Consider the following 13,625-nt stretch of genomic DNA (forward strand, 5'->3'; position numbering starts at 1 on the left):
TCTTCGGGGCGAAACGCCTGGCGTAGGCTGGTTCGGTCCGTCCACACCCCCCTTGACGAAAGGGACGCCCTGGCGACGGACGCGGTCCTCATCACGCGCCGTTCCAGCAGCCGCAGCAGATGGGCCCGCGGGCCCTCCGCGTGGGCCCGGTTGTGCCAGGTGACCACCAGCGGGGTGGTGCGACCGCTGAGCGCGAGCACGGTCCGGAAGGAGGCGTGCAGGCCGTGCGCGTGCACCAGGTCGGCGTTCGCGCAGGCCGTGCGGAGCGCGGCCACGGAGACGGGGTCGCTGCTGCGCGGTACGTGCACGTGCTCGGCGCCGGCCCCGATGAAGTCGTAGGCGTGCTCGGCCTCGGCGGGGGCGCATACGGTGACCCGCACGCCCCTCGCCACCAGCCCCTCGGCCAGCGAGCGCACGTGCGCGCTGCTGCCGGCGTTGCCTCCGCCGAGCACCTGCACGGTGCGCAGCGGCGACTGGCCGTGCGGTGCGTTGCTGCTCAGCGGGCTCACGGGGCCGGGGCTCCTGGTTCACGGGTGCGGGCACGGGGTTCACGTGGGGTGGTCACGAGGAAACGTACAGAAGGTAGCGGGCCCAGGGGGGCGGAAGGACGCACCCCGCGCGCCTCCCGGGCGGACCGTCCGTACCCACCGCCCGCCCCGCGTTCCCTGCCAAGCATGCCAGGACGTACGGCCGTTCAGGGACATCCGGGAGGGCGCACTGTGCGGCGGGCCGGGGCAATGCGCCGGAGCACATCACCCACACGGGTGAGGGAACGCCTGCCGCGGCCGAACGGTGTGCGAGGGCATACGACGAGGTCAGCCCCTCACCGGGCGCGTGCCCAGGCGCTGACCCGGTCCCCGTACCGGGCCGCGGCCACCAGGGCGACGGCGTGCGCGAGCAACCCCGCGCGCCCGTTTCCCGCCACCACGGCCGCCCCCAGTGCGGCACCGAGGGCGTGCGCCCCCGTGTCCCCGAGCATCACGCGCTCGCCGAGGTCGTCGGGCAGCAGGGCCGCGGCGGCCCCCATCGCCCCGGCGGCCAGCCGGGCCCCCGGTCCCTCCCGCACCAGCCCCGGCGCCCCGAGCACGAGCACCGCGCCGGCGGCCCGGCCCGGCCGCACGTCGAGGAGGTTGACCAGGTGGGCCGCCCCGGCGATCACGACCCCGCCGAGCAGTTTGTCGAGCGGACGCTCCCGCATCAGCGCCCCCGCCACCAGCCCGGCCGCCGATATCCCGGCCAACTTCACGGCACCGCTGGTGACCTCGCCGTCCCGCAGGGCCCGCAGATGCGCCCGGAAGCCCCGCCGGTGATCCCCGGCGAGGTCGTCGTACGCCCCGCAGGCCCCGGCGGCCAGCACCGCGAACCCGGCCACCGGACGCACCCGCCCCGCCGCGACCGCCGCCCCGAGCGCCGCTGCGGGCCCGGCGTACAGCCCCACGGCCCGCCCGGCGTGGTTCGTCCGCTGCCAGCGCTCCCGCCCACCGGGAGCGGCCTTACGAAGCCCGGCACAGGCGGCACGCGCCAGCAGCGCGGCCGTCCCGAAGGCACCCTCCCTGTCCGCACATACGATCACCGCACCACCCTAAGGGCGCACTGCGGCGCGTGCTCTCGGTGCCCCGGCCCCAGGCCCTCGTACCGGGCGTACTCGGGTTCGGGGCCGGTGCGGCGAGAGTGCGCGCATGGCGTCGCACAGCAGTCGCGCATTGTCAGACAGGCCCTGGCCGCCCAGCACCGCGCAGGCAGGGCCGCCTGCCGCGACGCGGGCGCCGGAGGGCACGGGGTGCGACGGGAGGGGTCCACGGACGCGGAGGTCCCCGCAACGGCCGGTCGGCACCGCCCCGGCGCACCCGGCGCTACAGGTCCGCCTTGGCCGTCGCCAGGAGTTCCTCCGCGTGGGCGCGGGCCGTCGCGGAGTCCTCCTGGCCCGCCAGCATGCGGGACAGCTCGCGGACACGCTCCTCGCCCTCCAGGACCTTCACACCGGAGCGCGTGACGGAGCCGTCGTTGGTCTTCTCCACCAGCAGCTGGCGGTCGGCGAACGCGGCGACCTGGGGCAGGTGGGTGACCACGACGACCTGCGCGGTCTTGGCGAGCTTCGCCAGCCGCCGGCCGATCTCGACCGCCGCCTTGCCGCCGACACCCGCGTCGACCTCGTCGAAGAGGTACGTCGGCACCGGGTCCGTGCCCGCGAACACCACCTCGACGGCCAGCATCACGCGGGACAGCTCACCGCCGGACGCGCCCTTGGCGATGGGCCGCGGCGGGGCGCCCGGGTGCGGGGCGAGCAACAGCTCGACCTCGTCCACGCCCGAGGGGCCGTAGGCGACCGTCCGCCCGCCGACCTCGACGCCGTCCGGGTCCTCGGTCTGCCGGATGTCGAAGGACACGCGCGCGTGGGGCATCGCCAGCGAGGCCAGCTCGGCGGTCACGGCGGCGGCGAACCGCTCGGCGGCCTCGGTCCGGGCGTCCGTCAGCGCCTGCGCGAGCCCGCCCAGTTCGGTGCGCAGCGCGTCCCGCTCGGCCGTCAGCTCCTCGATCCGCTCGTCGTCGCCGTCCAGCTCGGTCAGCCGCGCGGCGCTCCGCTCGGCCCAGGCCAGGACGCCCGCGACGTCGTCCCCGTACTTGCGGGTCAGGGCGTTCAGCGCGGCCCGGCGCTCCTCCACGGCGGCCAGCCGCAGCGGGTCGGCGTCGAGATCGTCGGCGTACCCCGCCAGCTCACCCGCCACGTCGCCCAGCAGGATGCCGATCTCCCCGATCCGGTCGGCGAGCGCGGCCAGCGCCGGGTCGTGCGACCGCACGGCCTCCAGGGCCCGGTGGGCGCCCGCGACGAGGGTCGAGGCGTCGATGCCCTCGGGGTCCTCGGGATTGCCCGCGAGAGCGGCGTGCGCGGCCGTCGCGGCGGACGACAGCGCCTCGGCGTGCCCCAGCCGCTCGGCCTCCTCGGCCAGCTCCACGTCCTCGCCGGCCCGGGGCTCCACGGCGGCGATCTCGTCGAGCCCGTAGCGGAGCATGTCGGCTTCCTGCGCCCGCTCCCGCGCGCGCGTGGTGATCTCCTCCAGCTCGGCGGAGACGGCCCGCAGCCGCTTGTACGCCTCGCCGTACTTGGCGAGCGGCACGGCGACGGCGTCCCCCGCGTACCGGTCGAGCGCCTGCCGCTGCCGGGACAGCTTCAGCAGCCCCTGCTGGTCGGTCTGCCCGTGCACGGCCACCAGGTCGTCGGCCAGCTCGGCGAGCAGCCCGACGGGCACGCTGCGCCCGCCCAGGTGCGCCCGGGAGCGGCCCTCGGCGGAAACGGTACGGCTGATCAGCAGGGCCCCCTCGTCCAGCTCGGCCCCGGCCTCCTCGGCCCGTACGACGGCGGCGGCACCCGGAGGGACGGCGATCCGTCCCTCCACGACGGCCTTCTCGGCCCCGATCCGTACCAGCGCCGGGTCCGCCCGGCCGCCGAGCAGCAGCCCCAGGCTGGTGACCACCATGGTCTTGCCCGCACCCGTCTCACCGGTGACGGCGGTGAACCCCGGCGACAACTCGACGACGGCATCGTCGATGACCCCGAGCGACCGTATCCGCATCTCCTCCAACACGGAACAGACCATACGAGGTCCGGGGCCGGGAGCGCACATGGCCCGCCCTTGTCACTCAGAGGGGTGGTGCGGCGCTCCCCGCCATCCCGTGGTGGGCAGGGCGAACTTCGCGACAAGCCGGTCGGTGAAGGACGAATGGTGCAGCCGGGCCAGCCGTACCGGCACGGCCCCCCGCCGCACCTCGACCCGCGCCCCCGGCGGCAGCTCCACGGTCCGCCGCCCGTCGCACCAGAGGACCCCCGGCGGGATGTGCGGCAGCACCTCCACCGCCAGCACGGAGTCCGGCGAGGTGACCAGCGGCTTGGCGAACAGGGCGTGCGCGCTGATCGGCACCATGAGCAGTGCCTCCACCTCCGGCCACACCACCGGTCCCCCGGCGGAGAAGGCGTACGCCGTGGACCCGGTCGGCGTGGACAGCACGACGCCGTCGCACCCGAATCCCGTCACCGGCCGCCCGTCGATCTCCAGCACGACTTCCAGCAGCTTCTCGGCGCCGGCCTTCTGTACGGCCGCCTCGTTCAGCGCCCAGTCGGTGTGCACGATGTCGCCGTTGCGGTGCACCACGACGTCGACGGTCATCCGCTCCTCGACCTCGTAGGACCGCGCCACCACCCGGTCCACCACCCGGTCGAGGTCGTCCCGCTCCGCCTCCGCGAGGAACCCGACGCGCCCGAGGTTGACGCCGAGCATCGGCACCCCGGAGGCCCGCGCGAACTCGGCGCCGCGCAGCAGCGTGCCGTCGCCGCCCAGCACGATCAGCAGCTCGCAGCCGTCCAGGCACTGCGGGGTCGCCTCCTTGACGAGGGCCACCTCGTCCGGCAGCGGCAGGTCGCGCGCCTCCTCCTCCAGCACCCGCACCCCGATGCCATGCCGCAGCAGGCCCTTGACGACGAGTTCCGCGCTGCGGATCGCCGCGGGCCGCCCGGTGTGGGCGAGCAGGAAAACAGTACGCGCCAGGTTCTGTGTCAACGCGGCCCCTCCGCCACTGCACGGTCGACGTCGGCCGGGTCCACCTGGGGTGCGCCCGCCCGCAGCCAGAGAAAGTACTCGACGTTCCCCGAGGGACCGGGCAGCGGGCTGGCGGTGACACCCTGCACCCCGAGCCCCAGCTCCCAGGCCTTCTCGGCCACTCCTCGCACGGCCTCCGCCCGCAGCTGCGGACTCCGCACGACTCCCCCGCTGCCCAGCCGCTCCTTCCCCACTTCGAACTGCGGCTTGACCATCATCACCAGGTCGGCGTCCGGCGTCACGCACCGCTTCAGGGCGGGCAGCACCAGCCCGAGCGGGATGAAGGACAGATCGCCCACGACAAGATCCACAGGTTCCCCATCGATCGCCTCAAGCGTCAACTCGCGTACGTTCGTACGGTCCTTGACGGTGACGCGTTCATCGTTCCGGAGAGACCAGGCGAGTTGTCCGTAGCCGACGTCCACGGCGACGACGTGGGCGGCGCCCGCGCGCAGCAGGACGTCGGTGAAGCCGCCGGTGGACGCGCCGGCGTCCAGGGCGCGCCGGCCCTCGACCACGAGCCCCTGCGGCACGAAGGCCGCGAGCGCCCCGGCGAGCTTGTGGCCGCCCCGGGAGACGTAGTCGGGATCGCTGTCGTCGGCCTGGACGACGATCGCCGCCGCGGTCTCCACCTGCGTGGCCGGCTTGGTCGCCACGGTCTTGCCGACGGTGACCCGCCCGGCGGCGATCAGCTGGCTGGCGTGCTCGCGCGAACGGGCGAGCTTCCGGCGGACCAGCTCCGCGTCGAGACGGCGGCGTGCGACTCCTGCCACGTTCGGTTCAGCTCCTGCTCTGGTGGTACGACGGTGAGGGGGCCGGAGGTCCCGGGCGGGCGTCGAGCGCGGTGAGCGCGTCGCGCAGTCCCCGGTGTACATCCTCGTACACCTCGACATGGCCGTCGGTGGCGAGGTGGTCGGCGTCGGCGAGCCGGTCGAGCTGGGCGTCGACCTCGGCGTTGCCGGTGGGGGTGCGCGGGACGTTCAGGGGGGCGGGCGCCGCGGGGTCGTACGCGGGCGCCGCCTCGGTGTCGATGTCGGCCTCGGACACGGACTCGCTCATGCCCAGACGCTACATCGAACCGCTGGGGTACCGTCGTGGGCGATGGCCACGATCGAGGAGTGCCGCGCAGCACTGGGAAAGCTTTCGGACAACATGCAGGGGGCCGAGGGCGACGTCCGCGCGGCCGCCGCGCTCGACCGCTCGGTGAGCTGCCACATCACCGATCTCGACGTCACCTTCGCGGGCCGGATGACCGGCGGCCGGATCGAGGTCGACGAGACCCACCCCGGCCCGCCGCGCGAGAGGGCGCAGATCAGGCTCGCCATGGCCGGGGACGACCTGGTGGCCCTGGTGGGCGGCGAGCTGAACTTCGCGACCGCCTGGGGCTCGGGCCGGGTGAAGCTGGAGGCGAGCCTGCTGGACCTGTTCCGGCTGCGGAAGCTGCTGTAGGGGCTCGGGTCGTCAGGAGGCCGCCGCCGTCTTCTCCGCCCGTCGTCAGGAAGCCGCCGTGGCCTTCTCCGCGCGCGCCTTCCGGGCCGCCGGCACCACCAGCGGGGTGCCCGTCTCCGGGTCGTCGATGACCTGGCAGCGCAGCCCGAAGACCTCCTCGACCAGCTCGGCCGTGACGATGTCGTTCGGGGCGCCCTCGGCGACCACCGTGCCGCCGCGCAGGGCGATGAGGTGAGTGGCGTAGCGGGCCGCGTGGTTGAGGTCGTGCAGCACCGCCACCAGCGTCCGGCCCTGCTCCTCGTGCAGCTCGGCGCACAGGTCGAGGACGTCGATCTGGTGCTGGATGTCCAGGTAGGTGGTCGGCTCGTCCAGGAGCAGCAGCGGGGTCTGCTGGGCGAGCGCCATGGCGATCCACACCCGCTGCCGCTGCCCGCCGGACAGCTCGTCCACGTACCGTTCGGCCAGCTCCGCCACCCCGGTCTGCCGCATCGACTCCCGCACGACCCGCTCGTCCTCCGCCGACCACTGGCGCAGCAGGCCCTGGTGCGGGTAGCGGCCCCGGCCGACCAGGTCGGCGACGGTGATGCCGTCGGGCGCGACGGACGACTGCGGCAGCAGGCCGAGGGTCCGCGCGACCTTCTTGGCGGGCATCGACTGGATGGCCTGCCCGTCCAGCAGCACCCGGCCCTCGCTGGGCCTGAGCATCCGCGCCAGCGCCCGCAGCAGCGTCGACTTGCCGCACGCGTTCGGGCCGACGATCACCGTGAAGGAGTTGTCGGGGATCTCCACCGACAACCGCTCGGCGATGACCCGCTGGTCGTAGGCGAGGGTGACGTTCTCCGCGGACAGGCGGTTCACAGTGCTCCTAGGGGTGTTCGGGTGCGCGGCGCTTGTGTCCGGGCCCTGCGCGCGCCTCATATCCGGCCCGCCCGGCGCTCGGTGACCAGCAGCCACAGCAGGTAGGCGCCGCCGAGGACACCGGTGACCACGCCGACGGGCAGCTGGTCGGCGCCGAAGACGCGCTGGGAGGCCCAGTCGGCGGCGACCAGCAGGGCCGCCCCCATGCACAGCGACGGCACCAGGTTGGGTCCCGGCGAGCGGGTCAGGCGCCGGGCGAGCTGCGGCGCGGTCAGCGCGACGAAGCTGACGGGGCCCGCGGCGGCCGTGGCGGCGGCGACGAGCAGGACGGCGCAGACCATCAGCACGAGCCGGACCCGCTGCACGCGCACACCGAGCGCGTGCGAGACGTCGTCGCCCATCTCCATCATCCGCAGTCCGCGCGCGTTCGCCAGGACCAGCGGGACGAGGACGGCGCACAGCCCGAGCAGCGGCCACACCTGGTCCCAGTCCCGGCCGTTCAGCGAGCCGGTCATCCACACCACGGCGCGGGTCGCGTCGACCAGGTCGGCCTTGGTGAGCAGATACCCGTTGACCGCCGTCATGATCGCGTTGACGCCGATACCGACCAGCACCAGCCGGTATCCGTGCACCCCCCGCTTCCAGGCGAGCGCGTAGATGGCGAGCCCGGTCCCCAGGCCGCCGGCCAGCGCGCCCAGGGTCACCTGGGCCGCGCTGCCGGACATCAGCACGATCACCACGAGCGCGCCGGCCGTCGAACCCTGCGACAGGCCGAGCACGTCCGGGCTGCCCAGCGGGTTGCGGGAGATCGACTGGAACAGCGCCCCGCCGAGGCCGAGCGAGGCACCGACCAGCAGGCCGACGAGGACCCGTGGCAGCCGCAGCTCGTTGACGATGAAGTCCTGGTAGGCGGTGCCGTTCCCGGCGAGCGTGCGCAGCACGTCGCCCGCCGGGATCTTCGCGTCGCCGGTGCCGATCAGCGCCACGCCGGCGGCGCAGGCGGCGGCGAGCAGCAGCACGACGACGATCAGCGCACGGGGGTCCAGGCGCAGCGAGAGCCCGCCGGGGGTGCGTACGGCACGGCTCCGGGAGTGTGTCTTCACAGCTGGGCCGTCCTCCGCCGTCGTACGAGAAAGATGAAGACCGGGCCGCCGATGATCGCGGTGACGATGCCGACCTGGAGCTCGGCGGGGCGGGCCACGACCCGTCCGACGACATCGGCGCCGAGCAGCAGCACGGGCGCCAGGACCGTGGCGTACGGCAGGATCCAGCGCAGGTCGGGACCGGTGAAGGAGCGCACGACGTGCGGGACCATCAGGCCGACGAAGACGATCGGACCGCAGGCGGCGGTCGCGGCACCGCACAGCAGCACGGCGGCCAGCATGGCCAGCGCCCGGGTGCGGTTCAGGTGCGCGCCGAGGGCGCGCGCGGTGTCGTCGCCCATCTCCACGGCGTTCAGCGGCCGGGCCAGGGCGAGCGCGAGGACCGTGCCGACCGCGAGGAACGGCAGGACCTGCACGATGGTCGAGTTCTTGGCCGAGACCAGCGAACCCACCGTCCAGAAGCGCATCTTGCCCAGGGCCGCGCCGTCCGTGATCATCACGGCCTGGAGGTAGCCGTACAGGGCCGCGCTGACCGCCGTGCCGGCGAGCGCGAGCCGTACCGGGGTCGCGCCCCTGCTGCCGCCGAGGAACCACACCAGCGCGCCGACCGCCGCCGCGCCGAGGAACGCGAACCACACATAGCCGGTGAGGCTGGTGACGCCGAAGTAGGTCATCGCCGTGACGACGGCGGCGGAGGCACCCGCGTTCATGCCGAGCAGCCCCGGCTCGGCCAGCGGGTTGCGGGTCAGCGCCTGGAGCACCGCGCCGGACAGACCGAGCGCGGCGCCGGCCAGCAGACCGAGGGCCGTGCGCGAGAGCCGCTCGTCCACGACCACGTCGCCGTACGTCCCCGTGGCGTGGAACAGACCGTGCCAGACCTGGTCGGGCGACAGCGCTTTCGCCCCGATCGCGATGCTCGCCAGAGCGACGAACACCAGGAGCACGACCGAGAGCAGGAGCCCAAGGGCCCGCGCCGCCCGGCGGGTTGGGGGCGCGGGTGCGGACTCCGCGCGCTGTTCCGGAGGACTGTCGACCAACACGAGGTTAGGTTAGCCTACCCTCGCATACGAACTCGATGCCCGGTTCCCGTGAGCTCCGTGAAGGCCCGCTGAAGCCCGGCCCGCAGGCCCGCACGCGTCCCGTTCCGGCGAGGTCCGCCGGGTCCGCCTGCGGGACCGTCAGAGCCCCAGCCGGGCCAGCGCCTTCTGCCCGTCCAGCGCGCAGGAGCCCTCGCCGGCCGCCGTCCAGGCCGCCGCGCACAGCGCCCGCAGCCCGTCCAGCGGCTCGCCGCCGCCCGACAGCTCCAACCGGTCCGTCCCGGCCGTCGCCGTCCACCCGCCGCACCCGAAACCGTCACCTTCCCGGGTGATCTCCGGCTGCCCGGTGAGCAGCCCGCGCAGATCGGCGTCCACATACGTCGGCCGGTGCTGCGGCGGCGCGGCGAGCAGCTGCACCCCGTCCGTGACCCCGGTCAGCACCAGCAGTGAGTCCACCCCGCCGTTGAACGCGCCCTCGATGTCCGTGTCCAGCCGGTCCCCGACCACCAGCGGCCGCTCGGCACCGGTCCGGATGATCGTCTCCCGGTGCATCGGGGGCAGCGGCTTGCCCGCGACCTGCGGCTCGGCGCCCGTCGCGATCCGCACGACCTCCACGGCCGCCCCGTTGCCCGGCGCGATGCCCCGCCCGCTCGGAATCGTCAGGTCGGTGTTGGACGCGAACCACGGCACACCCCGCCGGACGGCGTACGACGCCTCCGCGAACCGCCCCCAGGTCAGATCCGGCCCGCCGTACCCCTGCACGACCGCCGCCGGGTCGTCGTCCGCCGACTCCACCGGCGTCAGGCCCCGCTCGCGCAGCGCCACCCGCAGCCCCTCGCCGCCGATCACCAGCACCCGCGCCCCGGCCGGCACCTGCTCGCTGATCAGCCGCGCGACGGCCTGCGCGGAGGTGATGACATCGTCCGCGCCCGTCGGTATGCCCAGCTCCGTCAGATGCCCGGCCACCGTGTCGGGCGTCCGCAGCGCGTTGTTCGTGACGTACGCGAGCCGCATCCCGCCCGACCGGGCCACCGCCAGCGAGTCGACCGCGTACGCGATCGCGCTCCCGCCCGCGTACACCACCCCGTCCAGATCGAGCAGCGCCGTGTCGTACGCCTCGCTCAGGGGCTGCCCACTGCCCTCGGGCCTCGTCCTGACGCCCTGGCTCATGTCCACATCGCTCCTCGTTCACTCGCCTTTCCCCCGATCATCCCCCACGCCACTGACACACGTACGATGCCGGGATGAACACAGCAGGTCACTGGGAGGCAACACCGCGTCGAGGCCTGGAACTGACCCCGTTCCGAGGCCTTCGCTACGACCCCGACCGGGTCGGCAGCCTCGCCTCCGTCACCTCCCCGCCCTACGACGTCGTTGTACGCCCCGACGGCCTGCACCACCTCCAGTCGGCCGACCCGTACAACATCGTCCGGCTGATCCTGCCCCAGGCCGGCACCCCGAGCGCCCGCACCGAGCAGGCGGCGGACACGCTGCGCCGCTGGCTGGACGAGGGCGTCCTCACCGCGGACCCCGAGCCGGGCCTGTACGTGTACGAGCAGCGCGACGGCGACGGCATGCTCCAGCGGGGCATCATCGGCACCCTGCGGGTCACCGAGCCCGCGGAGGGCGTGGTGCTCCCGCACGAGGACGTCATGCCGCCCGTGGTCGCCGACCGCGCGGCCCTGATGCGGGCCACGCGCGCGAACCTGGAGCCGCTGCTGCTGACCTACCGGGGCGACGGCACGGCGGCCGAGGTCGTCGAGCGTACGGCGAACCGCCCGCCCCTGTTGGCCACGACCACCGAGGACGGCTTCCGGCACCGCCTGTGGTCCGTCACCGACCCCGACGAACTGACCCGCATCCAGACCGACCTCGCCGGCCGCCAGGCCCTCATCGCCGACGGCCACCACCGCTGGGCCACCTACCGCCGGCTGCGCCTGGAACACCCCTCCCCCAGCCCCTGGGACTACGGCCTGGTCCTCCTGGTCGACACCGCCCGCTACCCGCTGCGCGTCCGCGCCATCCACCGGCTGCTCCACGGCCTGCCGGTCGCGGACGCGCTGGCGGCCGTGGACGGCCTGTTCCGGGTACGCCGCCTCGACAAACCCCTCCCCGAGGCCCTGGAGGCGCTGGCGGACGCGGCCTGCGCCGGCAACGCCTTCCTGCTGGCCGGCGACGGCGCCTTCCACCTGCTCGACCGCCCGGACCCGGATCTCCTGGCGCGGACCATCCCCGCGGACCGCCCGGCCGCCTGGCGCGCCCTGGACGCCACGGTCCTGCACGCCACGCTGCTGGACCACGTCTGGCGCATCCCCGAGGACTCCCCGGCCCACATCGCCTACATCCACGACACGGCCGCGACGGTCGAGAAGGCGGAACGCGACGGCGGTACGGCGGTCCTGCTGCACCCGGTCCGCGAGGAGGTCGTACGCGACCTGGCCCGGCAGGGCGTGACCATGCCCCGGAAGTCGACGTCGTTCGGCCCGAAGCCGGCCTCGGGCCTGGTGCTGCGGGCACTGGAGATCTGAGCCGGCACCGGCCGTCAACGCCCGGGTCGCCGGCACACGGAAGAGGGCAGGCCCCCAGGGGAGCCTGCCCTCTTCCAGGTGACCGGCGTCAGTCCTCGTCGCCGGCCTCCGGGGAGGCGTCGGCGGACTCGTCGGCAGCGTCCCCGGCCTCCCCGCCGTCCTCGACGTCCTCTCCGTCCTCGACGTCCTCGGACAGGGCGTCGACGAACTCGACGCCGTCCAGCTCGGCGAGCCGGTCGGAGGCGTCCGTGCTGCCGTCCCGGTCGGCCTCGACGGCCTTCGCGAACCACTCCCGCGCCTCGCGCTCCCGGCCGGCGGCCAGCAGGGCGTCGGCGTAGGCGTAGCGCAGGCGAGCGGTCCACGGCTGCACCGAGTTGGAGGCCAGCTCCGGGCTCTGCAGGGTCACGATGGCCGCGTCCAGCTGGCCCATGTCACGCCGGGCGCCGGCGGCGACGAGCCGCATCTCGACCTGACCGGCCTTGTCCAGCTTGTGCACCTCCGGGGCGCCGGCCATGTCCAGCGCCTTCTCCGGCCGGCCGAGCCCGCGCTCGCAGTCGGCCATCACCGGCCACAGGTCGACGGTTCCGGTCATCCGCCGGGCGGCCCGGAACTCGGCGAGCGCCTCGCCGTACTTCTGGTTCGCGTACGCGGCGAATCCCGCGGCCTCGCGTACGGCGGCCACACGGGACGCCAGACGCAGGGCCACCTTGGAGTAGCCGTAGGCGCCCTCGGGGTCCTCGTCGATCAGCCGGGCGACCATCACCAGGTTCTTGGCGACGTCCTCGGCGAGCGTCTTGGGCAGACTCTGCAGCTCCTGCCGCACGTCCTTGTCGATCTCGTCGCCGGTGACGTCCTCCGGGATCGGCAGCCGCTTGATCGGCTCCCGGTCCCGGTCCCGCTCATCACGGAACCGACCCCCGCCACGGCGGTCGTCCCGCCCGTCCCGGCCCCGGAAGCCACCGGGGCGACCACCGCGGTCACCGCGGTCGTCCCTGCGGGGCCCGCGGCCCCCACGGTCGTCGCGGCCGTCACGGCCCCGGAAGCCACCGCGCTCGCCACGGCTGTCGTCCCGCCGGAAGCCACCGCGCTCGCCGCGGTCACGGTCGTCTCGGCGATCGTCACGGCGGTCGTCACGCCGGAAGGAGGGACGGTCATCGCGACGGAACCCGCCGCGGTCGTCGTCTCGGCGGAAGGAGGGGCGGTCGCCACGGTCGCCGCGGTCGTCACGGCGGTAGCCGCGGTCTCCACGGTCGTCCCTGCGGTCGTCCCTGCGGTCATCGCGCCGGTCGTCCCGACGGAAGGGCGGGCGCGAACCCCGGTCGCCCTCGCGGCGGAACCCGCCGCCACGGCTGTCGTCCCTGCGGTCATCGCGCCGGTCATCGCGACGGTCGTCGCGCCGGAAGCCACCGCGCTCGCCACGGTCGCGGTCGTCGCGGCGGTCGTCCCGACGACCGTAGCCACCGCGGTTGTCGTCGCGCCGGCCGTAGCCGCCACGGTCGTCATCACGGCGGAACGAGGGGCGGTCACCGCGGTCGCCGCGGTCGTCACGGCGGTAGCCGCGGTCTCCGCGGTCGTCACGCCGGAACCCGCCACGCTCACCTCGGTCGCGGTCGTCCCGCTGGAACCCGGGACGCGTGCCGCGCTCGCCCTCGCGGCGGAAACCGCCACCCCCACGCCGGTCGTCGCGCCGGTCGTCGCGCCGGTCGTCACGGCGACCGTAGCCACCACGGTCGCCACCGCGCCGGTCGTTGTCCCGGCGGTCACCGTCACGGCGGTCGTTGTCGCGGCGGAAACCGCCACGGTCACCCCGGTCACCACTGTCCCGTCGCCGCTGGTCGCGCTCCGGTCGGTCGTCGGGAGAGTTGGTGGACATGGTGACTCCTGTCTTCGGTACCACAAGCATTGTAAAAACAAAAGGACCCCCGGTCCCAGCTGAACGCTGGTGACCAGGGGTCCTCCAAAGATTGTTCGGCGGCGTCCTACTCTCCCACAGGGTCCCCCCTGCAGTACCATCGGCGCTGTGAGGCTTAGCTTCCGGGTTCGGAATGTAACCGGGCG

Annotated in this window: 13 protein-coding genes and 1 rRNA gene; 2 read left to right on the forward strand and 12 right to left on the reverse strand. The window is 74.3% G+C overall.

The genetic code is table 11. The features are described from left to right. From ABZV94_RS35635 to ABZV94_RS35660, 6 genes are all read right to left on the reverse strand, one after another. A partial coding sequence (locus ABZV94_RS35635; RefSeq protein WP_356348049.1) for a glycosyltransferase occupies positions 1 to 509 on the reverse strand: 509 nt, incomplete at its 3' end. Positions 510 to 823: 314 nt separating this feature from the next. Next, complete coding sequence (locus ABZV94_RS35640; protein ID WP_356348051.1) at positions 824 to 1,573, reverse strand: hypothetical protein; 750 nt, start codon at positions 1,571 to 1,573, stop codon at positions 824 to 826. 280 nt (positions 1,574 to 1,853) lie between these two features. Continuing rightward, on the reverse strand, positions 1,854 to 3,596 hold the full coding sequence (gene recN / locus ABZV94_RS35645; protein ID WP_356348053.1) for a DNA repair protein RecN: 1,743 nt from the start codon (positions 3,594 to 3,596) through the stop codon (positions 1,854 to 1,856). 39 nt (positions 3,597 to 3,635) lie between these two features. After that, a complete protein-coding gene (locus ABZV94_RS35650; protein ID WP_014671839.1) occupies positions 3,636 to 4,553 on the reverse strand; it encodes an NAD kinase in 918 nt (305 codons plus the stop codon). Further along, positions 4,550 to 5,365 (reverse strand): hemolysin, encoded by an 816-nt coding sequence (locus ABZV94_RS35655; protein WP_356348056.1) that lies wholly within the window; start codon positions 5,363 to 5,365, stop codon positions 4,550 to 4,552. The genes ABZV94_RS35650 and ABZV94_RS35655 overlap by 4 nt, the downstream gene beginning before the upstream one ends. A 7-nt stretch (positions 5,366 to 5,372) precedes the next feature. Further along, positions 5,373 to 5,651, reverse strand: coding sequence for a hypothetical protein (locus tag ABZV94_RS35660; RefSeq protein WP_356348059.1), 279 nt, complete (start codon positions 5,649 to 5,651; stop codon positions 5,373 to 5,375). 42 nt (positions 5,652 to 5,693) lie between these two features. On the opposite strand from ABZV94_RS35660, the gene ABZV94_RS35665 reads away from it, so the two are divergent. Then, on the forward strand, positions 5,694 to 6,041 hold the full coding sequence (locus tag ABZV94_RS35665; RefSeq protein WP_356348061.1) for a sterol-binding protein: 348 nt from the start codon (positions 5,694 to 5,696) through the stop codon (positions 6,039 to 6,041). 45 nt (positions 6,042 to 6,086) lie between these two features. Here the strand turns inward: ABZV94_RS35665 and ABZV94_RS35670 are convergent, their stop codons facing one another. The 4 genes from ABZV94_RS35670 to ABZV94_RS35685 all read right to left on the reverse strand — a co-directional run bounded on the left by ABZV94_RS35670 (position 6,087) and on the right by ABZV94_RS35685 (position 10,209). Beyond that, the gene (locus ABZV94_RS35670) at positions 6,087 to 6,959 is read right to left on the reverse strand and encodes an ABC transporter ATP-binding protein (protein WP_356348063.1); all 873 of its coding nucleotides are present in this window, start codon (positions 6,957 to 6,959) and stop codon (positions 6,087 to 6,089) included. Beyond that, positions 6,956 to 8,002 (reverse strand): iron chelate uptake ABC transporter family permease subunit, encoded by a 1,047-nt coding sequence (locus ABZV94_RS35675; RefSeq protein WP_356348066.1) that lies wholly within the window; start codon positions 8,000 to 8,002, stop codon positions 6,956 to 6,958. The genes ABZV94_RS35670 and ABZV94_RS35675 overlap by 4 nt, the downstream gene beginning before the upstream one ends. Beyond that, a complete protein-coding gene (locus ABZV94_RS35680; RefSeq protein WP_356348069.1) occupies positions 7,999 to 9,042 on the reverse strand; it encodes an iron chelate uptake ABC transporter family permease subunit in 1,044 nt (347 codons plus the stop codon). Before ABZV94_RS35680 ends, ABZV94_RS35675 begins: the two co-directional genes overlap by 4 nt. 138 nt (positions 9,043 to 9,180) lie before the next feature. Next, positions 9,181 to 10,209, reverse strand: coding sequence for an HAD hydrolase-like protein (locus tag ABZV94_RS35685; protein WP_356348071.1), 1,029 nt, complete (start codon positions 10,207 to 10,209; stop codon positions 9,181 to 9,183). A 74-nt stretch (positions 10,210 to 10,283) separates the two neighbouring features. Between ABZV94_RS35685 and ABZV94_RS35690 the strand changes: the two genes are divergently transcribed. Beyond that, positions 10,284 to 11,567 carry a DUF1015 domain-containing protein gene (locus tag ABZV94_RS35690; RefSeq protein ID WP_356348074.1) on the forward strand — a complete coding sequence of 428 codons (1,284 nt, stop codon included), beginning with the start codon at positions 10,284 to 10,286 and terminating at the stop codon, positions 11,565 to 11,567. 88 nt (positions 11,568 to 11,655) lie between these two features. Here ABZV94_RS35690 and ABZV94_RS35695 read toward each other — a convergent pair whose 3' ends face one another. Next, positions 11,656 to 12,390, reverse strand: a complete 735-nt coding sequence (locus ABZV94_RS35695) for a hypothetical protein (RefSeq protein ID WP_356348076.1) — start codon at positions 12,388 to 12,390, stop codon at positions 11,656 to 11,658. Positions 12,391 to 13,533: 1,143 nt separating this feature from the next. Next, a 5S ribosomal RNA gene (rrf, locus tag ABZV94_RS35700) occupies positions 13,534 to 13,625 on the reverse strand; the annotation flags it as partial.

The sequence above is a fragment of the Streptomyces sp. NPDC004658 genome, assembly GCF_040609555.1.
Taxonomy (GTDB): domain Bacteria; phylum Actinomycetota; class Actinomycetes; order Streptomycetales; family Streptomycetaceae; genus Streptomyces.